Origin of the sequence: Prevotella sp. P4-51, from assembly GCF_002251455.1 — a bacterium.
Classification (GTDB): Bacteria; Bacteroidota; Bacteroidia; order Bacteroidales; family Bacteroidaceae; genus Prevotella.
The window spans coordinates 1-23,623 of the sequence record NZ_NPJM01000052.1 but is presented as its reverse complement, the minus strand read 5'-3'; the positions used below and the strand labels follow the sequence as shown (position 1 = coordinate 23,623).

The following is a 23,623-nucleotide window of genomic DNA, read 5'->3' as shown; positions in this document are numbered from 1 at the left end:
AAATCATTCTGTAGATATATCGCCAGTGGAGATAAAGTTGGCTAATCGTCTTAAGTCTGCGGAACTTACCCGCACAGCATACTCACCTCTTTAGCGGCGTTGTATCTTTGTCTTCTTAGCGGGTCTTCTTATGGTAAGACCTGTCATTGTGTACAAAGTTACGGCTTTTATTGCATTTTTTATCATTTTCTTTAGGAAATTTTTGATTAATCTCATTTTATCTGCGCAAATGTTTAGCAAAAACCAAGTTGCCCTTTAGTCTCCGCATTGATAATCATAATCTTACCCCAGAGTGTGGGTCTTACCATAAGAAGACCCACTATCAGCAAAAACCGGCATCTGCTGGTTTTCTTCATTTATACTCCCATGTTTTTCTTTCAGCGACAGACGGATGCAGATGTCCGCCCTCTCCCTCACGACCATAGATGCCACGACGCAAATGCGCCTCTCACACATAACATCCCCGTTCTACGGCCTGCCAGCCGTCTCCCCTACTCTGCTGACCATCTTTACGACGCTGGAGGGTACCTCGGCGACGCTGGAGGGTACCTCCACGCAGCTGCTGACCACCTTTGGCGACACGCGTCGAATGAAACGGAAGCACGTATCGGACGAAGCGGAAGCACGCGCCATACGAAGCGGAAGCACGTAACGGCCGTCACGCGCCAGCAAATGCAGTCTACAAGTCCACAAGCTGGACTGCAAACAGGATTAAGATTATCATTAAGCGAATAAAGCGGCTATATAAAAAAGATATAGCCGACACTGGTCGCCACCAGTAAGGATATAAAAATACGAAAACCCATGGCTACTTCTGAAGGCTTTGCCTTGGCACTGACAGCGGCGATGACTGTCGGAAAACAAGGTTCCCATTTTCCCGATATATCAGCCTCCCTTCTGCCGATAGTTGATGGGCGACATGCCCACCTGCTTCTTGAAGAAAGTGCCGAAGGCTGAAGCATTAGGGAAATTGAGAATGTCGGCGATTTCCTTGATGCTCTTGTCGGTGGTGGTTATCAGCGAAACCGCCTTCTTGGTAATAGCCTTGAACACGAGCTGCTGCACGGTATTGCCTGACACCGACTTGACGAGCATGGTAAGGTATTTGGGGGACAGACAGAGCCTATCGGCATAGTATCTCACTCCCCTCTCCTCGGCATAATGGCTGTCGATGAGCTGCATGAGGCGCATATAGGTCTCGAGCTTGCGGCTGGGCTCGTTGTCGCCATCGGTAGAAAGGGCGCGGAAGATGCTGCACAGCCTGTAGGTAAGCGAGAGCAGAAGCAGGCGACGCTCGTTGAGGGCAAACACATTGGCATCGCCATTGCCCGCAGCCAGAAGTTGGGAGTAGTAGGTCAGCTCGTCTTCATGTCCGGTGTGCATCACGCGGCAAGGCTTGGGGTTGACAAACTCCATGAACTTCATGCCCACCACCGTGTTGCCGAGGATGTCGCGGATGGAGTCGACGCGATAGAGGATGATGACCACGGAGCAGTCGGTGCTGTGGCGGGTCACGGTGAAGCTGACGCCGTGGGAGAGGAAGGCCGTCTCGCCCGTAGCCACCTGATACTCCACCCCTTCGCAAGTGAAGGAGAAGCTGCCCGAAGTACATACGATAATGCCGACATCGGTCACGTGGAAGCGGTCGAAGAAGGCTTGTGGGAAGGAAGTGATATTGCCGCAGGAGCAACAGATGTCTTCATTGTTGGCCATCTGCTGTTCGAGGAGCGTGATGTTGTTGTCGTTCTGCATAGGTGTACGATTGTCGGCGACGAAGATAGCAAAAATATCCAACACGACAAAAGAGAAAGCAACATTTGTAACAAATCGCGCTACAAATATTGCTTTCACCGTGTCTTATGTATTGAAGCCAGAGTGGCTGACTGTCTAATAATTGACAAACCACTCACGCGTGTCCTTGGATATGTCGCGCTTGGGCCAAGGCACCACGAGCATCAGTCCAGCGAAGATGATACAGGCATAGATGGTCCATCCCGATATCTCCTTGATGGCGGAGATGGTGGCCTGCACCTGCACCTTGCCCTTGGCAGAGATGGCTGCCATGTGTTGTGCCTCGGTCTCGCTCTTGCCCTGATACTGCATTCCGCGGGCTGTCTGGTCGTAGGTCATGGCTGTGGCTGCATCGGTGCGGTCGTAGTCATGGGCATAGCGGGTAATGTAATACTGCTGGCGATACTGAAAGAGGTTCTGGTAGAGAGCCGAACCTATGCCAGGGGCTATCACCATACGCACGGTGAGCATGATGCACACCCAGGTGGACAGCAGCTTGTAGGGCATGCGCTGGTTGGCGTAGACGGCAATGAGCGAATAGAGCAGCATCATACCCGTGGCACGGATGACGACGGGCCACTTCATGCGCTCGAGCATGCCGTCGGTCTGCACCTCAAAGTACATGAACAGCGAGGCTGCCCCAATCAGTATGAAGCCGAGGGCGAAGAACCACTTGAAGTGCACGCCCTTGTTGTTTAGCAGCAGGATAGAGACGAGGCCGATGAAATAGCCCAACAAAACCCAGTTGCCGAGGGCTGCCACCTGTATCTGGTCGGTCTTCATGCCCACGCCCACAAAGATGTTGACCAGCATGGAGCTGGAGTTGCATATCATCAGTGCGATGAAAAGCAGTATGCCGCCCTGGATGCTGCGCGAGCGAAACGCCTTGAGCATGAAGTAAGGCGAGCGCCGCGTCTTCTCAAGATAGACAAAGAGCAGGGTCGACACCACGCAAATCACCGTGGCCCAGCAGATGGAGGCGTCGTCGTACCAGTCGTAGACCTTGCCATATACCATAATATATATAAAGGAACAGCACATGAGGCAGAACACCACCACATTGCCGAACTTGGAAAACGACAAGGGCGACCGCTTGGTGGGATAAGGGTTGTAGGGCATGCACACCAGAGTGATGAGCAACGCCACGAGGATGGAGCCCAACATGGCATAATAGACCATCTGCCAATGGTAATTGTAAGCAAACCACGCCGTAAGCCACGTACCTATCTGTCCGAGCAGCATGAAGAAGAAGTAGATGATGGGCTGGCTCGCTTTCTTCTCGGTGTCGAGCGCATCCCAGCCAGCCTCATCGCTCGGCTCGTTGCCTGGCGATACATTGCGCGTGGCCTCAATACCAAACCCATACTTGATGAGGGTAAAGAGGTTGCACATGAGCAGCGTCTGTCTCACAAATCCCATGATAAGGCTGTTGAGAGCCAGAATGAACAGGCTGTCAGTGTTGGCACAGATGTAGCTCTGCACCGCCAGAATCGAGAAGCCCACGAGGCTCATCATCTTCTGGCGTCGCACGCAGACCAGCTGGTAGAAGAACGGCGAGAACGCAGCCATGCCTATCGACGTGACAAAACTGATGAAGGCGATGTGTTCTGACTGGATGCCAAGCCCACCCACCATCTCACTGCTATTGACGGAGTAGGCACCGCTGACCGTCATGATAGGTATGAATAGTATGACGAGAAAGGCTATGCCAAGGGGCTTTGGCACCCAGTTGTAGAACGGAAAATTCTTCGGCAGATGCGCGGGCACTGCCGTGTATATCTCTGCTTGTGTCATTTCTTGAGTTGAGCCTTAACTACGACCATCATTCCTGCAGCCAGCTTGTCGTTGTCGGCCTTGGATATTCCCTCAAACTCTATCCTGACGGGCACACGCTGCTGAATCTTGACAAAGTTGCCGGCAGAGTTGTCGGTGGGCACGAGAGAGTACTTGGAACCTGTGGCACCGGATATGGCGGTGATGCGGCCCTCAAACTCCTTGCCATCAAAGGCGTCGACGGTCATGGTGACCTTCTGGCCCACATAGAGCTTCTCCACCTGGGTCTCCTTGTAGTTGGCGATGACCCACTTCTGGGTGTCGGGCATGATGTAGGTGATGGTCTGACCGGCGTTGACAGCCTGTCCGTCTTCGAGCGAACGACGGCCGAGTTTGCCATCGCAGGGAGCGGTCACCACGCAATAAGAGAGGTTGAGCTTGGCCATCTCCAAGGCAGCCTCGGCACGCTCGATAGCTGCGGCGGTATTCTTCTTGCGTGTCTGCACCTCGTTCACGCCCGAGTAGGCAGCCTTCTGCTGTCGGCGGGTCGCGTCGAGCTTCTTCTTGGTAGTATTGTATTCGGTCTCAATCTGCTCGAGCTGGATGGGGGTGGCGGCATTGCGGGCCACGAGGTTCTGATAGCGCTGGCGGTCTTTCTCCAGTTTGGCAAGACGTATCTCTATCTCGGCTATCGACGCCTCGTAGACGGTGGCAGAGGTCTGGGTGGTCTGGAGCGAAGCGTCAACCACATTGGCACCGGCCATGGCATCCTTGAGGGCAGCCTCGGCTTCCATCACGCGGATGCGGTATTCACGGTCGTCGAGCACCAGCAGGGTGTCGCCCTTCTTCACATCCTGATGCTCCTTGAAATAAATCTTCTTAATATATCCCGAAGCGCGCAGATTGACGGGCGAGATATATTGCTCGACCTGTGCGTCATCGCTCTTCTCATTAGATTTGTAGTCCATAAACATGCAACCAATCTTCACGATGCCCCATACGAGGATGGCCACACCGATAAGGCTTACAAGCAGCTGGCGTATGCGCTGGCGCTTGAGCTGGGCGGCGGTAACTTCGTGGGTAGACTGGTTGGGGGTGTCGTTGCTGGTATTGTTGTTGGTGGGGTTATTGCTTGTTTCCATTTCTATGTTGTTGTTTGTAAGTTTCTATTATTTGATGAGTTTGTCCAGCTGGCCAGTGAGTTTGAGCAGGGTCAGGTTGGACACCTGGTAGTTGAAGTGGGCGGTGAGATAGTTGTTCTGGGCGTCGCTCATGCTCATCTCGTCCTGCAGCACCTCGGTCATCGAGGTTATGCCCTCACGGTATCTGTCGCTTGTGACCTTATATACCTCCTCGGCAAGCAGGTAGTTGTCGCGCTGCTTGCTGAAGTTGCGCTTGTTGTTGGCCAGGTCGTTGACGGCGTTGGCATACTGGGTCTGCATACCCTTCAGTGCATTCTCGTAGGAGAGTCGGGCATTGTCGATATCCACCTGGGCCTTACGTATCTTCGACCGCTTCTCAAAACCGTCGAACACGGGGATGCGCAGCGACACACCTATGCCGTTGGACTTGTACCAATGGTTGGACTCACCGGCATGAAACCAATTCCTGATGTTGTCGGTAAAGGCTGCGTAGGTCCAGTTGCCCGTGAGGGCAACCGTGGGGAGGTATCCGTCTTTGGCAAGTTTCTTCTTCTGTTCGGCGAGGGTGCGCTGGGTCTGCAGCAGCTGGAGCTCATAGAGGTTCTCGTTGAGTCCGGTGAGCGACGCCATGTCTATCTGTTCGATGTCGGCTTTCTCTACGGCAATGGTCTTGTCGGCGGGATAGTCGATGACATATTTCAGCATGTTATACTGCTGGGTGAGCATGGCCTTGGCATTGTCATACTGCACGCTGAGGTTCTCGAGATTGACATTGACACGCTTCACGTCGACGCCGAGCGCCATGTCGTTGTCATGGAAGGCCTGGGTGATGTCGCGCAGTTCTTCCAGACGCTTGATGTTGTCCTTGATGATGGCTATCTGCTCTTCGGTATTCTGGGCGAGATAGTACATCTGGCTAATTTGCACTATCAGGTCTTCCTTGGCCTTGGCGTAAGAGAGCGTGTTGAGGTGGTCGAGGGTCTTGGCGATGTCGAGGGCAGTAAGTGCCGTCTGGCTGTAGAGCGGCATCTGCAGCTGGATGCTTGCCGACGAATTGTACTGCAACGTCTTGGTAACATTGTAAGGCTTGCCATAAGCGCTACCGTCGGTCACCGATACTGGGGGAGTGAAATTGTCGTTGAGTCCGGCGCCGATATTAATCTGGGGCAACAGACGGGCACGGTTTTCACTGACATCGTGCTTGCCCTTAAGCACATTGCCTTCATAAGTCTTCAGATTTAGATTTCGCTCAATGCCCATCTGCAGGCATTGACCCAGAGACAGCGTCTCCTGCGCCATGGCATGGCACAAGAGAAGTGTCAAGGAAAATGTGAACAATATTCTTTTCATACCTAACTTTGATAATTCGGCTGCAAAGTTACTGATTAATTATCGCTTAGGCATATTCATAAAATATCACAAGTTGTTCACATTTTCCCTTTATCCATGTTTCTATGATAGCTGTATGCAATTATGACTATAACAGCTCATCAATACCCATAATTGCGCAGGAACTGTCTGGCCATAGAGTCGCCGTTGGTTGCCGCCTTACGCATGAACTCGAGTCCGGTTGCCTTGATTTTCATACCGCCTCGCCCCTCGTAGAGCATATATCCAAACAGGGCGTCTGCGACGGTATGGTGGCTGTCGACCACTCTATCGAGCAACTGGCGTGCCTGGTAGTCATCGGCGTTGGAGTGGTTTTGAAGCAACAGATGGGCGAGATTGCAGGAGGCCTGTGCAAAATCGGCCGACATGCAGCCTTCGCTTTCGACGCGCTCTTCCTCCAGAGCCACGTATCGCTCGTAATAATCGCGTGCCGCATCTTTGTTTACTCGCCCATAGTCGGGGTAATAATACATATTGCCAAGCCAGTAGAGGGGTTCGGCGTCGCCACCCTCTTCGCTCTCCTTCAAGAGCATAAAGGCTTGGTTGAAGTCGCTTTCCACCACATCGCCATCAATGAGAAAACGGGCTTTGTAGTACATTCCCATCGGGAAGCCCTCGTCGGCAGCTTGGCTATAATATTCATACGCCTTGCGGCCATACCATTTTCTGCTGCGGTGTCTCGGAACGTGCTTCAAGTCATAGTCTTCATAGCAGGTATAGCAAGCATAGTACAGCTCAGCCAGTTTCATATAACTGTCGTCACAATAGGCATCAAAGTCATCGCCAATATCTATCAGGTAATCGTGGGCAAGGCGGAAATTGTGGTGGGGAGACTGAGCGTCGCTGCCGTCGCCATCCTTGTAGCATACCCAAGCGAGATAGAGCAGCAGGTCTTCATGACAAGAGGATGGCTGGGCGCCGCCGTCAATCTCCTGGAAATAGCCGTCCAGCAGTTCTCGTGCCAGTTCATAGTCCTCGTCGTTGACAAGATCATGTGCCATAGCCTCAACATCATACTCTTCAGAAGAGAAGTCTTCATCTATGCAGGTCGGCATATTGTCCAGCATAAACTGCACCTTGTCTTCACGCTCCACTTCGGGATAGAGTTCATAGAGTTTGTCCTTGGCTCTTGGTTCGCCCGTCTCATCGGCTTGGAGGAGCCATGCCTGGGCACTGGCATCGTCGTGCTTGCATCCCTTGCCTTCGGCGTAACGGATGCCTACAGTAAACATGCACTTGGCGTTGCCCTGCTCAGCCCCACGGAGATAAGAGGCAAAGGCTTCGGAATAGAGTTTCTGCTCATCCAGAGCGACTCCACGACCATACCAGGCCGCAACAAGGCCATGAGAGGCTGCAGCATCAAACCACAAGACCGCCTTCTTGGCATCGTGCTCACAGTTGTCTACGCCTTTCAGGTAAGCCCATGCACGCTTGTTCATCTCCTCGGCGGTCATGCCAGCCGACAGCTCGCGAAATTCATCCTCGGGAAAATACTGAGCCATGCGCTTCTTGGCGCGCTCGTCTCCCGCATCGTGGGCCATACGCAGATAGCGACGCGCACCGGCATCGTCCTTGGGGGCGCCCAATCCTTTGTGCAGATTGGTGGCAATATTCAACATGGCTGTGGTGCAACCCTGGCTGGCACTCAGGATATAGCAATCGTTGGCAGACGCATAGTCACCTTGCTTCTCGAAACACCAGCCAAGATTACTGCGTGCCGCAGCATCGCCACGCTCGGCGGCAGCACGCAGGCATCGCATGGCGAGCGCAAGGTTCTGCTGAAATCCCTCTCTGCCACACAGCCAGTTGTAGCCACGTTGGGCCATACGGGCGGTGGTGAAGCCTTGCCACTCGTCATCCCTAATGGGGCCGAACCACTCGTCCAGTCTTATCTTTGCCCCCTCATGTCCACGGTCGGCATACACTTTGGTCAATCGGTAACAGCGGTCGAGCAGCAGTGGATTGGTCTTGACTTCGTCATACAACAGGGAGGCCAAGGCGTAGGCTGCGTCGGGATTGCCGTGTTCGGTAGAATTCTCCAGCCAGTGGCGCGACTCAGCCTTGTCCTCAGCACATCCATGGCCAGTATCAAGGAAGAGTGCGTAACGGTACATGCTTTGCGAATTGCCCTTCTCGGCACCATGGCGGGCCAGTTCGCAACAACGCATCTCATTGCCGGATGCGTCGTTGTAATGGATATAACAAGCCAAAAGGCCGTAGAAATCACCCACATCAGGGTATTTGCTCCACGCCTTTTCATACAATCTCACGGCATCGTCATAGTTCCCAGCCTTATACAGCTGTTCGGCTTCGTCATAGACCCTCTTGGCTTCCATGCCAACATCCTCGGTACCGCGTTTCAAAAAGTCTAATAGCCCCATAGTAATAGTATATCTAATATCATTTGCACTATATATATTATAATAGGTGTCGGCCAAACGAGCGACCGTCAGCAGACTAATACACCAAATGCAAATGTAGGGATTTATCTCGGCATAACAAGCGTTCAGCCCCATCTTTTTTTACGAAATAATGTCTACCACAGGGAATTTGTAGAGAGAGAAGGCTCCGTAGTAACACCTTCATGGTTCTATAACCAAGCCAAGTACCCTGTTACTATAAAAAGTCCTACAACTGTTTATACCTTTTGCGTAAAAAAGTTAATGTCAAAGGCTACAGACAAAGTCCTTTACCTTTGCTTGTTATTCTTCCTTGGTCATACCTCAATTCTTAATCATTGAATCAAGTACATCGCCATACTCTTCAAAGGCTATATCAGTTATATTTAGCATAAATCATCACAGGTCTTTGCTTTGAAGCGCCTTGATATATCTCCATCACTTTAGTCACGCAATCCCTCGATACCGTGAAGCAACCCAGGCTCTCTGAACCTAATGGAATATACTCCCTTTCACCAGAAAATCTCGTCACCTTTCCCGCCGAATGAATCAAGATACCACGAGTCTCAGCTAAATAGTTCGTCTTGTCAAGTCCTCTAAGGCGGATGCAATTCTTAAACTTACGCCCCTTTCCTACCATCACATACCGCCCAAGGCTGGAGCAGCCACTACCAAACTCATTGCTGAACTTAGGCTTGGCATCTGTATTTCCTTTGCCACTGCCATGCATACAATAGCTACTCATCAAGCGCTTGCCATTCTGCAAGTCATATATGAAGAACCGCTTCTTGCCCGAAGGTATGGAGAAATCGACCAAGATATAATAATCCGTGCTATACCCTCGTCTATCGCAATAGTCCCTTACTTGCGACAAATTCTCGCAATCCACCTTGCCATACCATTCCTTGGCATCGATGTAATTCTTATACAATGGTTTCGTATATCTTTGATATATTGGAGGGACGAAAGGAATGCAAGCCATCAACAGTAAGACCACTAACAATACGATATATTTCTTATTCATTGTCTTCATTCAATTTAATTTTTTGTTTAGTGATAGCAAATAATATCCAGCTGATAAGAGCGCTGGCCAAGATTGGCGCACAATAGACTATGAAGTTCTTTGCAAAATATCCTATACCGATAAAGTTGGATAAGTTTTGGGGGTCTTTTATCAATATCTCTGCACACTCTTCCGCAGATATACCAATAAATCGTCCCCATACTAAAGCTGTTGCCAAGGCATTCATTATCAGCCACGTGAGACAGGCGTAGTATTGGCGTCTGTATTTTGTTTTCTTGAACAACGGTGACCGCTCTTTAAGTTCACCCATCCCCTTCCAGGACCTTACGAAAGCAGGCAGGGCAAAGATTACAGGAAGCAGCCATACCAAAAAAACGAACAATAGTATAAACGCTGCATTATACGATATGCCGAGCATAACCGCCAAATCGGCATTGACGGCACACAACAAGACATACAGATAATACGAGTATGAGATGGGAATAGCGGGCGTCACGTCCATATGAACACCGTAACGTATTGCCTCAACGACCACTAAGATTAATATCGCGTAAATCACCAATGCTTTTTTCTTCAAAGAAGGATATAAAGCAAGGCAAATAATTGTGACACATAGTATCACGATGCTACCCCACATGGTGTAACCCGCATGCGATGGGGCAAGAAAGATATTTCCTTCGTTTTCCACCACCATGTGGTAGGCCGGCATTTCCACTCCATCTATTCCTGCATTAAAAAGCCCATAAAGAAACATTACAACAAGACCAATGGCTATCGGAGCCAGCACATAATTGCGCCGCCATATCAGAATGACACTTGCCACAACGGACATTACGCCACATATAGCCATTTGGATTGGAAACGACCAATGAAGTAATAATGCAAATAGTATAAAAACGATTCCCCAAAAGATTATTCCCCCAAAAGGCAAGAAAAGCAAGAAAATACTCGACTCCAGAGAAGATATCCAATCCTGCACCTTCCTAATAGAGTCATTGCCATCAACATCAGCATAATAATCGGTATTCTTTTCAAGATATTCCCTTATCATGCGACGTTTTAACATGTCCTTCTTCAGCCAATTGCCATTATTATTCTCCAATTCGGGCGCAATAGCCTCTTCCGCCTGTTGCTTCAACTGATTGCGATGCTCTTCTATTTTGCCAAGCATCTTATGTCGTTTCACATACAACATCGCATAACAAACAGCACTAATGCCAACAGCACCTACCAACCATCTCCAATCGATGTAATCGGAGCCTCTAAAGCAACACACCCAGACTATGAGTACAAAGCAAGCCCAGGGCAAGACTATTCTAATAATTTTCTGCATATTGCTCATTGCTTTTATTATAGTTATTATCTGGTTGCAAAGATAGCCTTTTGTTTTGTAATGGTAATGAGCACGAAGGTATGCTTGTATGAAATGGTGATGTTAGTGTATAAAACGACATAAACGAGTGTCCCACAACATAAGGCGGAATTCTGTTTACAATCAAAAACATAAAAGAAGCCTGCCCGCTCAGAGCATAAAAAAAGAGTTCAACGATGTTGCTCATTGAACTCTTTGCGGAGAGAGAGGGATTTTATACCACTCTACCATCTTCTGTAACTCGTTGATATTCAAGTGCCGTCTTTAGGCATTTTCGCTTATTTTGCACGAAAAATGGCGCAGAACTGGCGCAAGACAAAACGTCTTAAAACACTGTGTATGAATGACTTTTGTTACACAATTTAACTATTTTAAGAAATCTATCGACTCTATTTACTACTCCACCCCTCAAATCTTTGAGGAGATTATGGCATTACGACACTCGCTTCTTACTTTTAAACAAGTCGGTTGCCATTGTTTTCTGTTTATCATCTCATAGCCTTTGTATTATGTTTATGAATTGCCCTTATGAAAGGGGGATAATACTACACCATGACCACTATCTTACCTTTATTATTCAAATGCCTATAAGTCAAATATGACTCTGAAAGTTGTATCTTCATGTAGCAATATTGATTTTCAAGATGTTACATAACTTTTATAGGCATTGAAATATGTAGCCTACTTGTAGCGTCTTGTAGCACGATGTAGCGTTATATCCTATTATTGGTACAAAGTTAGTATAAAACAATTAGAATAAAGATAAACTTCTCGTGTTTAACACTAACTCTGCACCAAAATACTGATGTTAGAGGCTACAAACAAAGTCCTTTACCTTTGCTTGGTATTCTTCCTTGGTCATACCTCCAGTCTCTATCATTGAGTCAAGTATATCGCCAAGCTCATCAAAAGCAATATCATGATGATATTCTTTTGTTGTTCCATCCTTTTCTCCATAGATACGGTAGTAATCAGAGCCTTCATCCAAAGCAATATATACCTTGCCCTGAAATTGGAAACCATTCACTTGCATGACAAGAGCCGCCATAGTGAAGTCTTCGCCATTGACATTCTTGACAATTTGGGTAGCATACATCTTTGAGATGCCTCAACTATTGATAATGTCTATCGGGGTTGTATGAAGGAAAAACTGCTTTGTAAGAGTTAAAAATGTTACCATTGACTCATTTTCTTGCCTTGAAATTTGCGTGTACAAAAGAATAAGGCTAACTTTGTAATCGTTAATAATGTGTATTTACACAAAATAAACAAATAGAAATATGGAAATCCGTAGAGATAAATATCTGGATCTACTTATCCACAGTTGTGGGAATGGGTTGATAAAAGTGATAACAGGAATGCGCAGATGCGGCAAGTCATACCTGTTGTTCACCCTTTTCAAGAACTACCTCATAAAACAAGGAGTGAAAGAAGACCATATCATAGGGGTAAATTTGGAGAACCGACTGAATAAAAGTTTGAGAGACCCCGACGCATTACTTCAATACATAGATAGCCGTCTTTCATCAGACGGTCAATATTATGTTATGCTGGATGAAGTACAGATGGTCAGCGAGTTTGAGGATGTATTGAACTCATTCCTAAGCATAAGCAATGTGGATGTGTTTGTTACTGGCTCTAATGCAAAATTCCTGTCTAAGGATGTAATCACTGAGTTTCGTGGACGAGGAGATGAAATACACGTGCGTCCATTGACCTTCAGAGAAGTAGCAGATTTCCGTGATGACTATTCGCAAGATATGATTCGTGAATATATGCTCTATGGAGGATTGCCACAGGTCGTTTTAGAAAACGATGTCAACAAGAAGGTGAGTTATCTGGAACAGCAGATGGAGCATACTTATTTGCGTGACATAAAAGAGCGATATGAAGTTCGTCAAGATAGCGATTTGTCAGAATTAGTGGACATCATGGCATCATGTGTGGGTGGTCTGACCAATCCTCCAAAGATTGCAGACACTTTTAAAAGTGTAAAGCATAGTAGCATTTCGGTGGATACCATACGTCTCTACTTGGAATATATGGAGGATGCGTTCGTGTTGGAACGTGTTATTCGTTATGACATTAAAGGAAGAAAATACATAGATTCGCCGTTTAAGTATTACTTTGAGGATTTGGGACTGAGAAATGCCCGATTAGGATTTCGGCAAGTAGAACCAACGCATATGATGGAGAATATGCTCTACAACGAGCTTCGTGCTATTGGAATGAAGGTGGATGTAGGACAGGTATTTACCGAAGTGAAAATCGAGGATGGATCCCGTCAGCGCAAGACGCTGGAAATCGATTTCGTCTGCAACCGTGGCTATGAGCGAGTATACATCCAATCTGCCTATGCGATGGAAACAGAAGAAAAACGGGATCAAGAACTGGCCTCACTACGTAAACTTCGCGACGGATTTCGCAGAATCGTAATTGTAAATGGGATACAACCTACCTACATGAATGAAGAAGGCGTGTATATTATAAATCTTATGGATTTTTTGCGCGACCCGGAGAAATACATGGAGGAGAGAGTATAAACACCACAATATATATACGGAAGTGATAAAGTACCCAGATATTTTGGAACGAGCAAAGCTTCGCAATCAGATATTTCTTGATAAGCTAGATCATTAGTGTCCCGTTAAAATCGGGACCAGTTAAATATTAATCAAATAACCCCGGAAAGAGGGGACAACCGAGTTCTTTGACATTATTGAAATCAGTCCTTTCGAAGAGATCAACGAGTGGTGTCTTATCCATAAGAGAAATGCTTAGAATCTGAAGAACCTCATAAGTTGATCGCTTAAGTTGCAAATCATGTTGTACGATAGCAACAAGGCAATAGGCTATGATTGCCGATGAGATTTGGATTCTCACAGCATTCTCTGTAGTACCCCAAAACTTCTTGATCTTGAGGTGCTGCTTTAGCCATTTGAAGAACAGCTCTATCTGCCATCTGTTCTTGTAAAGGTTGGCGATTTCAGGAGCTGTTAGATGAAAAGCATTTGTCAGGAAGGCAAACTACCTACCTTGTTCTTCATCATAGAATTTGACGATTCTGAGTTTCTCCGGATACTTTCGGTATGAATTGTATTCTGTGAATTCAATCACAGCATCTGTCAATATATTCTTTGGCAACCTGCGCCTCCATTTACAGCATTTGTATTGCCGATTCTTCTTGGCTCGCACAACAAAGAACGATTCATGTAGATGTATTTTGAAAAGTTCCTTGAATGCATTGTATCCACGGTCAAACACATAGTAAGAACCTGATTCATAAGGAATTTCTTTCATTGCCCTTGAGTCGTAAACTGATGCTGTAGAGATGTGGAAGAAAGCTGGAACCTGAGATTCGAGGTCATATAGCACATGTACTTTTACTCCTCCCTTCTTCTTACGGAACTTTGCCCACCAGAAGACCGACAAACACAATGGAATGGTAGTTGAGTCGAAAGCATACACATCGCCTTGCAACTTGAAGATATCCGTCACACGTTTCTTTCTGGCTTGCTCCATCATATAGAAAGCAAAGTATTCAAAGATACGGTAGTCACGATTCTGATTGGCAGAAGCAAATGTCATTTTCGCAATAGGCTTACGTCCTAATCCAAGATGGTATTGCTTTGCTCTATGTGCTTAAAAAGCAACAATCAGATCTCGTAAACTCTCTCGATTACTCAGTTGGCAAAACATCATTGCAAGCAACTGATTCCAACACGTGAAATGCTTCACATAGCGGTTTCCATCATACTTGCGAACATAGTTGTTAAACTGAGTTCTGTTCAAAAAAGCGGTGAGTTGGGCAAAAACGTTTTTGTCTTGGAACATAACAGTCATTTGAATTTGACTGCAAAGTTACGAAATAAAGTCCGTTTCATTCCAAAATACCACCTATTAGACTGTATTTCAGTTAATTCAAAGAGCGATTAGTCCACTTTAACGGGACAGTAGTGACTAATGAATAATAAATATTACGATATGCAATACGAAGTTACGATAATGGATGTTAAGGATGCAGACGCTATAGTAGTCAACTACCATGATGGCTATCGGTGGTGGACTGCGGTGGTTGATGCTGGGAATGTTGGTGATGCAAATAAAGTCAAAGTCTATGTGAAGCATAAGGAGAACAATAAATATGTTATTGACTACGCTTTCTGCACTCATCCTGATAAAGATCACAAAGGTGGATTCTTTGATTTACTTACCGATTCACAGGTGGAAATCTGCAATTTTTTTATTCGCAGACCGGACATCCTTATGCGAAATGATATTAGAAGGTTGCAGTATAATGTCGGTGAATTGGAAAGAGCTGCTAAGGCTGTTTATAATCACCCTACTGATCCGACTCGAAATTTGATAGATGAGGCAATAAGGTACTCCCATTTAGTTGAACCAACTTTAGGGCTAGATGTCGTGGGTATGCCTTTGATGGTAATTGGCCCGAGATCGAGATTCTTCCAAGATGCATGCTATCAAATGGCTATAAACTTTGCCGAGTTAGAGGATGAGGCAGATGCAGAAAACTATGCAGAAGACGAATTGCCTACAGAGGAAGAAGCCCAAAGTGTGATGGATGAAGTAAAGGAGGATTCGCCTACTAATATGTCAAGTTTGATCTTACTTTTTCACCCTAATGGCCGAAACTTTTTGTTGGCTGGTGATGCATGCAGTGCTACATTGAAGGATGCCGTTGAAGATTATCCTCAAAATATTCCTGGTAGTACATTAAAAGTACCTCACCATGGAAGCAAGCATAATTTGACCACAGAAGTAATTAATATGCTAAAACCATCAAGTGCTGTTATTAGTGCCAAGGGTAGCAAAAAGCACCCAAATCGGGCTGTTGTGCATTTCCTTAGTAAACACTGTAATGTATATTCCACCTCAAAAAGTGGAACATTAACTTATCAAAGTGCACCAGTGAAACATCCTGCAATTGCATTAAGAAACAAACAATAATAGATTCAAAGATTATGAACTTCAAGTATTACGATGTGCTTAGTACATTGATTAGTGGTGTTGTCTTATTATTTGTCCTTTCAATAGTAATTGATTGGGATATAAACGACATCAATGTGACTGTATTGTTGTCTTTAGCATACGTGATGGGCTATATGCTAAATGCATTAAGTGCGTTATTAGAGCCTTTGTATTATTGGTTTATGGGAGACAAGCCTTCAGATAAACTATTAAAGGCACCCAAACCAAATTGTTGTAGCAAGACGCGAAATTATACAGGGTTTGGAAGTATTCGTTTTTATGAGTACAAGAAAGCAGTTAAGCTTTTGAAGCAAGAACTTGATGACGATAAAGCCTGCGAAGGAAAAATGTTTGGCAAAGCTATGTCTTACTCAAATTCGAATGAAAAGACTCGCGTACCAGATTTCAATGCACAATATGCCTTTTCTCGCGTTATGTTAACTCTTGCCATAGTATCAGCTAGTATTATCATGCCTAAGTTTTACGACTTATGGTGGGTTTGGCTAATTGCCCTAGCTGTAATCATCTTAATAGGACGACGCTGTAAAGAGAGAGGTTATTATTATGCAAGAGAGGTACTGATTGAATATTTAAAAACAAAGTGATTATGGAACCAATAAACAATAATATGTTAGACGGTATAAGAAACTATCTGTCAATGGAAAGTACCGGCGCTTTGATGGTGTCGGGCGAATGGGGTTGTGGTAAGACTTATCATATAGAGAAAGTGGTAATGCCTGCCTTGCAACAGGATGGATGGAATCCTGTGAAGGTGTCATTATTCGGTATTGAGTCGGTTAATGAAATGCCACTTCGAATAGCAGATAATTACAAACGGCCAGAGAACAACGAAGTTGACGGAACAAAAAAGGAGAAAAAGAAATCGTGGCTATCTAGTTTGGGAAAGGAGAAGGCTGGCAAGGCCTTAGCCAAAGGGGCACAATTCGCTTCTAAGATATCATGGCTAGGAAATTTTGTGGACGTGGAAACATTGGTCAATAACAATAGTGGCTTGCTTTATAAACTTATTCCCACAGAAAAAACCGTTATCATTCTTGATGATATAGAACGCGTGATAGATACAATTGACGTTCATACTCTTTTGGGAGCTATCAATGATCTGGTTGAACACCGAGGCTATAAGGTGGTAGTGATAGCCAACAACTCCTATATGCAGCAAAAGGACGAGGCAAAACTTGTGTTCAAAGAAAAGGTGATAGAGAAAACCTTGGTTTATGAGCCTGATGTAGTATCCATTTTTAAGGAATTATGTGGAAAGAACTGTATTTCACCTTTTACCGAGTTCATGACGGCTCAAAAGGCGGTGAAGGTGATTGACCCATGTTTTCCATCATATAAAGAAGACAAAGGCTTACGTGTTGAATTGCATAACATCCGAATATTGAAATTTGCTTTGGCTCATTTCTGCAAGATTTATGAGGTTTGCAATGTTTTTCTGAAAAATGAAAACAAAGATTTGGCTGACAGATTTCTCTTGTCGTTGTGGGCTAGCACAGTAGGCGTTTCGATTGAGTATAAAAAAGACCGTCTAACTTACAAAGACAGGTCGCAGTTTTCTCAATATGTTGAATTGTCGACAATTGATTGGGAGTTTGATGACGGTGGTCGGAAAGCGGACGGATTGCTGGATGAAATGCGAGAAGATGAGGCTGTTGAGAAACAGAAGGAAGAAAAACAACGCGAATATACAAACCGCCGTGTTACGTATATCTTTGAGAAGTTGGTAAAAGCCCATGATTTCCCTGTCATTGTTTCACCGCAGATGTTTGACTTTGTTACGGCGGGCATGTCTTTGGATAAGGACGCTCTGAAAGCGGTGTGGGAAGGATATAAGAGTCAGGAACAAAGGAATAGTACAAATCCCGCATACTCATTGTTGGAGAAATTAATGCATTCGCAGTGGAATATGAGTAATGAAGAAATGGTGGACGCTGTAATACAGTTGGCGCAGTATGTGGAAGAAGGAAAATTTTGTGATAATATGGCATACGTTAATTCCGCTACATATCTTCAGCATTTCTGTTCGCTTACCTCTTTATCTCAGAAGGATATGCAAACAAAAATTGTCAGTGGCATTGACAAGATGTATGCAAATGTTTCTTCTCTAAGTTTGCTCGATAAGATGAATTTGGATGTGTTAGAGAACGATATTCCAAAAGAAAGTCGTTGGGTCGTGGAATATGAGCGAAAAAAAATGGATGAAATAGCTGCTAAAAACCTTAATGATGATATTAAAGAGGCACGCCGTCAGTTTAACGAAGACCTACCTTCTTTAGCCAATAGACTGACTATTCAGTATGGTGACACAAAGACACCGGATTTCCTGAGTTATCCAATATTAAGTCATATTCCGATGGAGGATATAGTTAATAAAGTGAATATAATACAGCCTAAAGAAGTGATGGCTCTCTATCAAATTCTGAACGGACGTTTCTTACAACAGGTTCCATATCCCCAAGTATATGATGCGGAATTGCCGTTCGTGAGGAATCTAGAGCAGGCCTTGGCACAGAAACAAAAAAATAAAACAACCTATGCAGATATTCTGATTGAAGACTGTCTGAAGGGGGTGATTAAGAAAATAAAAAATAGGAAGCGATGGTGACAATAGCAGATTTCAAGAAGATTGTTGATGGCTTGCTTAAGCCCGTGACCACAAAGATTGGGAATGTAGATGCGCGTATCAAAGCACTACTTCCATCAGACAGTGATGAAATATTTTTGTATAGGGATTTTCAGAGGTTGGGTAAAGGCTTGCAGAGAGAGCAGCTACTAGATGGTGTGGATAACCAACGCTATATAGATGTAGTGGAGATTATTCATAATCATCTTGGCTGGAATCAAAGTGCCATAAAGACTTTTAGTGATACTTGTTGGCAAGACGTGATAGCGGCCTGTAGTGAAGAAATGCCTTTGCCACAAACAGATTGGCTGAAAGAATATGATAAGGAGCATAGACGTGCAGCGGCTGCAAAGACGTTGCGGAAATTTGGGCTCAAGATAAAGATAGAGGATTGTGACTATGTGACAGAGAATGACGATATAGTCTATGATGCTTTGATCAACTGGATTCGCGAGGCAGGTGGAAGAAGATTCTTGAACATGCTGTTGTCGCAAATGGAATATTTGGAACCAGAAGGAAGATTCTTGACCGATATGAATGGCAATATGCCTAATCCAAAGGATGTGACAATAGTAAAACCATACAATTATCTTGTAAACTTAGCTTTGGCAAATATCAATGCAGACGGAGGTAGCTATAGCGAGGCAGCAAAGGCTTTTGGAAAAGCTATAAAACTAGCGACTAATTACTGTTTCCTTAAATACCCTGTACAGAACTTCGGAAATGTATGGGAAGATTTATTCCACAGAGACAGAGACACGGTGGAGTTTTTCAGGGATTTGGTGTATAAGGAGAGCATCTTTGGACTGACGCAACATTCTGTTTGGTTTACCAGAATGTTCTGTGAACGTGTGCTTATGTATATGCACGATACAGGAAGGGTGTTGGGAAACGGATACACATTTGATGAATATGAGCGATTGATGAACTATGTCCTTTCTGTTGCGGATGCATTGAAATGTGTGGAGCTAAGAAAAGACAAATTGAATGAACTGGAAATCAAGACTATTGACCAATTGTTAGATGATGTCGCGACAGGTGATGACGTATTGAATAATGGTTTCAGAACGCCATTGGATGAAGAAAAAGAGAACGCCGCCAACAAGCCGCTGATAAAAACTAATGGTAAGATATACGCCATGCCAGCTACAATAGGTTCATGGGGATGGTTTGAGACTTTATTGACAGTTGTTCGCAATCAGGAGAAAGACGATAAACAGAAGGACATAGATAAGGAAGTTGGTAAGTTGATAGAGTATTATATCAACGAGAAACTTGACGAAAAAGGCATTACTCATTGTTGTGGTGATTATATTCCTCCGGCAGAGGGTGAAGCTGATCTTGTGGTTGAGTCCACAAAAGGTATCATGCTGTTTGAGATGAAGAAGAAAAGCCTGACCAGAAAGGCAAAGTCTGGAGATACTTTCAAAATAATGGCAGATTTGTTGGGGAGTCTCATTGATTCGCAAGCTCAGTGTTTCAGAACATCACACATTTTGATTAAGGATGGGCATGTGGATTTGGATGACGGAAAGGGTAATATGACAAGAGTAGAGAAACAGAACAGAACTGCTGAATGTATCTCGGTATGCCTTGGTGCATTTGGACCACTACAAGACAGGATGCTTATCAAGTGCATCATGGATGAAATGTGTAATAAATCGATGACGGCAGAGTATGATGGTACAGATAAACAAACCATTAAGGATGTGAAGAAATTTAATAAGGATTTGCAGAAGTGGTTGACATACTTGAATGAGGAGAGAGTCAATGGTGACTCCAAAACGAATCCTTTCTTCAATAGTTGGTTCTTAGATTTTGAACAATTAATGCTAATTGTGAAGGAATCAAATTCAAACGACGAACTGCTGGCTCGACTGCTAGAGACAAAGTACGTAACCACGGGGTCATATAATTTCTATAGAGAGCGCAGAATGGTAAGGATGATGAATGGTAATAAAGGTTAACGTTATGGAGAAGATGGAATTACAGAAGCAGGTATTGTTGTCTTATAGCGTAGTCTATCCAGACCGACACGATAAGATAGAAGACTTGTTGGCTAATGTCCCATCAAACACTGCCATAGAACTTATTTCATATAATCTCTCAAAGAAGGTGAATCAGTTTATTGGTGAGCATGATTTCGACATTTGGGCACCATGGATAATGAAAACGCGAAATGATGTAAAGAATCCTGTTGGTCAGTATGCTCAACAATATAACCTTGGGAACTATGCCCTTATAGATAAATATGCTATGCTTCTGCTTATTAGCAGACTTTTGACTTGTTATAATGGGAGAAATGAAGAATTGACAGAGGATGACTTGTCGAACCTGTTCTTGGCATATATGCTCTGTTGCGATGAGCGTCTGGCAATGAATGAGAAGCTGCCTAACAACAATATGAAGGCAGAAGAGTTTGTAGAGTCTTATATGCCAGATTGCTTGAAGAGTAATAATATTGAAGCACCAAGAGATTATAGGCTGTTGATGATAAAGTGCTATATGCTCTTGATAGAATTCCCAAAGTTTAACACTCGGGTTGCACAATATGTTGATGAATTCTGCAAAGAAAGGGATATACCCAGTGCCAAGTATTATTTAGATGAGATCTTCCTGACTTTTCTGGAAATGGGGAAAGAGGATTTCTCCAATTGCAGAATGGCTATTGGTGAGAATCAGAAGGATGCTAGTCGATTCTATGATTCGTTAACATTAAATCCATCGCATTATCAACATGATATGGATTTTCTGATGATGAAGGAAAAGCCTCTGATTAAGACAGGGCCCAATATCTACAACTTCATGTTTATGAAGATGTTTCTGGATAAAGCATATACCGGACTTCTTTTTGATATGAAGGACGCTTTAGTTAAGAGGGGAGTGTTGGATTCCACAATGGGTTATGCTAATCTTCGGTCGTTTTTAGGTGAGGAGTTCTCGGAACGGTTCCTCTTTTATTCCTTGATGAAAAAATGTTTTGGTTTGAATTATGTGAATTATAGTGGAGAAGAACTGGAAAAGGCTCTGGGAAAGGGAATGCCAGACTATTATCTGAGACGTCGAAATAAGATATTCGTATTTGAATGTAAGGATGTTCAGATGGCTGCAAAAAAGAAATTAAGCGGTGATTATGAGACGATAAAAAAAGCAATTTTTGAGAAGTATGTCGCAAATTCCAAGGGGCATGCGAAAGGGATTGGGCAGTTGGCAAATGTGATTGTCGAAAAGTTACCAAGTATATTGAGAGAAGTTGATAAGTCAGCTCCTAATAGTGTGATATTTGTCTATCCCGTAATAGTATACTTCGATGATTGTTTTGATGTGGAAGGCCCGAACTATTTGCTAAATAAAGAGTTTCAACGAATCATTAGTGAAAAGAATGTTACAGCAGATTACGAAGTGAAGGATGTAGTGATGGTGAATATTGAGCAGTTGATGAGACTAGAAAATTTCTTTGCTGCTGAAAAGTTGGATTTGGCTTATCTAATAAATAGCTATATTGAGTATAAGGAAGAGTTTGAGTTAAATCAAGTGTTTCCTTTCAATAAATACATATTTCAAGAAGCGAGAAAGGTTGGGTATGAGTTGAAAAAGACACGTTGGTTTGATGAAGTCTTTGAGAATTTGAAGATAATGGATAGGAAAGGGCTGTGATGAGTGGGCTCGCACAGAGAAGGAATATGGTCCACCACTCTTTTTTACAATTGAAGCTGTGCTTGTGACTATTCAAATAGAAAACACCCAACCTTACATTTTTTGGTGTAATAAAGGGTATAATTCACGTAACTCGTTGATTTACACCCTTGTTTGCGGAGAGAGATGGATTTTATACCACTCTACCATCTTCTGTAACTCGTTGATATTCAAGTGCCGTCTTTAAGCATTTTCGCTTATTTTGCACGAAAAATGGCGCAGAACTGGCGCAAGACCTTACCTTGAAATTGGAAGCCTTTCACCTGCATAACAAGAGCCGCCATTGTGAAGTTTTATTAGTTTGGTTTTATCTTTCCCGTTTCGTCTATTCCCCAAGATGTTTTTGCCGAATCGGCTCAAAAACCCGTTAAACATACACAAAATCGACTCAAACAAACCCAATTATTGATAAAAAATGAGTAAATTTGAGCCGATTAATAAATAAAGAGATACTTGTACATTGGTGAATGGAAAAGATAATGTTTTTGAGAAAGCACTCTTGACATTAGTGCTATTATCGTATATTCAAGCCTTTGTAGATGGCAACAAGCGGACTGCAAGAATCACAAGCAATGCTATCTTAATAGCAAATGGCTATTGCCCGATTTCTTTCCGAACCGTTGACTCCATCGACTATAAGAAGGCTATGCTCATGTTTTATGAACAGAATAACATTGCTGCTTTCAAGAAAATCTTTATAGAGCAGTTCTTGTTTGCTGTGAAGACGTATTTTTAGAGAAAATACCCGTTGGCGGAATGAGTCATAAAGTAAATCGTTTAATAATGGTTTGAAATAGTCATCGTAACTTTGCACTCGGAATAAGAACAACTTTGTAGTCGTTAATAATGTGTATTTACACAAAATAGACTAATAAGGATATATGGTAATCCGTAGAGTTCTTGGTTAGAAATAAAAGAACAGAATGAAATCACTGCAAAAATAGTTATATTGTGCGACTATTTTTGCAGTAATTCTTACAGCATCGTACCACCCATCTGTTTGTTATATGACGCTATGGCGTCATAAGCATTCAAACGCCCACCCATGCGGTACATCACACCTTTGCACATCGCTGTCAGTCATCCAGAGTCCCTGTATTTCTTTTACAGTTGGACTAAATAGCCTTTCTTCTTTAGCCAGTCAGCAAACAACAATCCTGTCGGTGCGGTATTGGCAAGCAGTTGGTTTATTTTTGTTCCGTATAATATACTCATAGTTTATTGCAAAGCTAAATATCTAACTGTAAAGATAGATGTTTTTATTCTTCCTTACAAGAAATGAGTTATAAAAATCGACTTGGAACAAACTTTCAGGCTTTGTTTCATCTACATTATATGAGGTAAATAGATGTGGTGTTTCATTTAACAATAATTTCTCACCCTTCCAATAAATATATGGTATTC

14 protein-coding genes and 2 pseudogenes are annotated in these 23,623 nt (G+C 44.1%); 7 read left to right on the top strand and 9 right to left on the bottom strand.

Annotated elements, in window-relative coordinates:
- Window positions 1-885 precede the first annotated feature (885 nt).
- The 8 genes from CIK94_RS07895 to CIK94_RS07860 all read right to left on the bottom strand — a co-directional run bounded on the left by CIK94_RS07895 (window position 886) and on the right by CIK94_RS07860 (window position 11,986).
- A complete protein-coding gene (locus CIK94_RS07895) occupies window positions 886-1,752 on the bottom strand; it encodes an AraC family transcriptional regulator (protein WP_094422474.1) in 867 nt (288 codons plus the stop codon).
- 135 nt (window positions 1,753-1,887) lie between these two features.
- On the bottom strand, window positions 1,888-3,585 hold the full coding sequence (locus tag CIK94_RS07890) for an MFS transporter (protein WP_094388763.1): 1,698 nt from the start codon (window positions 3,583-3,585) through the stop codon (window positions 1,888-1,890).
- Window positions 3,582-4,706: an HlyD family secretion protein gene (locus tag CIK94_RS07885; RefSeq protein WP_094422472.1), complete on the bottom strand. Its 1,125-nt coding sequence runs from the start codon at window positions 4,704-4,706 to the stop codon at window positions 3,582-3,584. The genes CIK94_RS07890 and CIK94_RS07885 overlap by 4 nt, the downstream gene beginning before the upstream one ends.
- Window positions 4,707-4,733: 27 nt before the next feature.
- Window positions 4,734-6,056 (bottom strand): TolC family protein, encoded by a 1,323-nt coding sequence (locus tag CIK94_RS07880; RefSeq protein WP_094422469.1) that lies wholly within the window; start codon window positions 6,054-6,056, stop codon window positions 4,734-4,736.
- 140 nt (window positions 6,057-6,196) lie between these two features.
- Window positions 6,197-8,476, bottom strand: a complete 2,280-nt coding sequence (locus CIK94_RS07875; protein WP_158216539.1) for an SEL1-like repeat protein — start codon at window positions 8,474-8,476, stop codon at window positions 6,197-6,199.
- Window positions 8,477-8,870: 394 nt separating this feature from the next.
- Window positions 8,871-9,518, bottom strand: a complete 648-nt coding sequence (locus tag CIK94_RS07870; protein ID WP_158216538.1) for a murein L,D-transpeptidase catalytic domain-containing protein — start codon at window positions 9,516-9,518, stop codon at window positions 8,871-8,873.
- Complete coding sequence (locus tag CIK94_RS07865) at window positions 9,511-10,851, bottom strand: hypothetical protein (RefSeq protein WP_144008343.1); 1,341 nt, start codon at window positions 10,849-10,851, stop codon at window positions 9,511-9,513. The genes CIK94_RS07870 and CIK94_RS07865 overlap by 8 nt, the downstream gene beginning before the upstream one ends.
- An 847-nt stretch (window positions 10,852-11,698) precedes the next feature.
- Complete coding sequence (locus CIK94_RS07860) at window positions 11,699-11,986, bottom strand: hypothetical protein (protein ID WP_094422460.1); 288 nt, start codon at window positions 11,984-11,986, stop codon at window positions 11,699-11,701.
- A gap of 184 nt (window positions 11,987-12,170) precedes the next feature.
- Between CIK94_RS07860 and CIK94_RS07855 the strand changes: the two genes are divergently transcribed.
- Window positions 12,171-13,433, top strand: a complete 1,263-nt coding sequence (locus CIK94_RS07855) for an ATP-binding protein (protein WP_094422458.1) — start codon at window positions 12,171-12,173, stop codon at window positions 13,431-13,433.
- A gap of 127 nt (window positions 13,434-13,560) precedes the next feature.
- Here the strand turns inward: CIK94_RS07855 and CIK94_RS07850 are convergent.
- A pseudogene (locus CIK94_RS07850) lies at window positions 13,561-14,724 on the bottom strand (IS4 family transposase).
- Between the two features lie 171 nt (window positions 14,725-14,895).
- Here CIK94_RS07850 and CIK94_RS07845 point away from each other — a divergent pair.
- The 6 genes and pseudogenes from CIK94_RS07845 to CIK94_RS07820 form a co-directional block, all read left to right on the top strand.
- Entirely contained in the window at window positions 14,896-15,858 is a 963-nt protein-coding gene (locus CIK94_RS07845) for a ComEC/Rec2 family competence protein (RefSeq protein WP_144008342.1), read from the top strand.
- A gap of 14 nt (window positions 15,859-15,872) precedes the next feature.
- On the top strand, window positions 15,873-16,484 hold the full coding sequence (locus CIK94_RS07840; RefSeq protein WP_094422454.1) for a hypothetical protein: 612 nt from the start codon (window positions 15,873-15,875) through the stop codon (window positions 16,482-16,484).
- A 2-nt stretch (window positions 16,485-16,486) separates the two neighbouring features.
- Complete coding sequence (locus tag CIK94_RS07835) at window positions 16,487-18,505, top strand: P-loop NTPase fold protein (protein WP_254046170.1); 2,019 nt, start codon at window positions 16,487-16,489, stop codon at window positions 18,503-18,505.
- Entirely contained in the window at window positions 18,499-20,490 is a 1,992-nt protein-coding gene (locus CIK94_RS07830; RefSeq protein WP_094422452.1) for a hypothetical protein, read from the top strand. The genes CIK94_RS07835 and CIK94_RS07830 overlap by 7 nt, the downstream gene beginning before the upstream one ends.
- A 4-nt stretch (window positions 20,491-20,494) precedes the next feature.
- Window positions 20,495-22,180 carry a hypothetical protein gene (locus CIK94_RS07825; protein ID WP_254046169.1) on the top strand — a complete coding sequence of 562 codons (1,686 nt, stop codon included), beginning with the start codon at window positions 20,495-20,497 and terminating at the stop codon, window positions 22,178-22,180.
- 487 nt (window positions 22,181-22,667) lie between these two features.
- Window positions 22,668-22,955 (top strand): annotated as a pseudogene (locus tag CIK94_RS07820) (Fic family protein); the annotation flags it as partial.
- Window positions 22,956-23,623: the final 668 nt, after the last annotated feature.

Excerpts from the sequence above, each read along its gene's own strand:
- CIK94_RS07890 (WP_094388763.1), bottom strand. The coding sequence starts at position 3,585 with ATGACACAAGCAGAGATATACACGGCAGTGCCCGCGCATCTGCCGAAG.
- CIK94_RS07840 (WP_094422454.1), top strand. The coding sequence starts at position 15,873 with ATGAACTTCAAGTATTACGATGTGCTTAGTACATTGATTAGTGGTGTT.
- CIK94_RS07875 (WP_158216539.1), bottom strand. The coding sequence starts at position 8,476 with ATGGGGCTATTAGACTTTTTGAAACGCGGTACCGAGGATGTTGGCATG.
- CIK94_RS07895 (WP_094422474.1), bottom strand. The coding sequence starts at position 1,752 with ATGCAGAACGACAACAACATCACGCTCCTCGAACAGCAGATGGCCAAC.
- CIK94_RS07825 (WP_254046169.1), top strand. The coding sequence starts at position 20,495 with ATGGAGAAGATGGAATTACAGAAGCAGGTATTGTTGTCTTATAGCGTA.
- CIK94_RS07865 (WP_144008343.1), bottom strand. The coding sequence starts at position 10,851 with ATGCAGAAAATTATTAGAATAGTCTTGCCCTGGGCTTGCTTTGTACTC.
- CIK94_RS07855 (WP_094422458.1), top strand. The coding sequence starts at position 12,171 with ATGGAAATCCGTAGAGATAAATATCTGGATCTACTTATCCACAGTTGT.
- CIK94_RS07835 (WP_254046170.1), top strand. The coding sequence starts at position 16,487 with ATGGAACCAATAAACAATAATATGTTAGACGGTATAAGAAACTATCTG.
- CIK94_RS07880 (WP_094422469.1), bottom strand. The coding sequence starts at position 6,056 with ATGAAAAGAATATTGTTCACATTTTCCTTGACACTTCTCTTGTGCCAT.
- CIK94_RS07860 (WP_094422460.1), bottom strand. The coding sequence starts at position 11,986 with ATGTATGCTACCCAAATTGTCAAGAATGTCAATGGCGAAGACTTCACT.
- CIK94_RS07885 (WP_094422472.1), bottom strand. The coding sequence starts at position 4,706 with ATGGAAACAAGCAATAACCCCACCAACAACAATACCAGCAACGACACC.
- CIK94_RS07845 (WP_144008342.1), top strand. The coding sequence starts at position 14,896 with ATGGATGTTAAGGATGCAGACGCTATAGTAGTCAACTACCATGATGGC.
- CIK94_RS07870 (WP_158216538.1), bottom strand. The coding sequence starts at position 9,518 with ATGAATAAGAAATATATCGTATTGTTAGTGGTCTTACTGTTGATGGCT.
- CIK94_RS07830 (WP_094422452.1), top strand. The coding sequence starts at position 18,499 with ATGGTGACAATAGCAGATTTCAAGAAGATTGTTGATGGCTTGCTTAAG.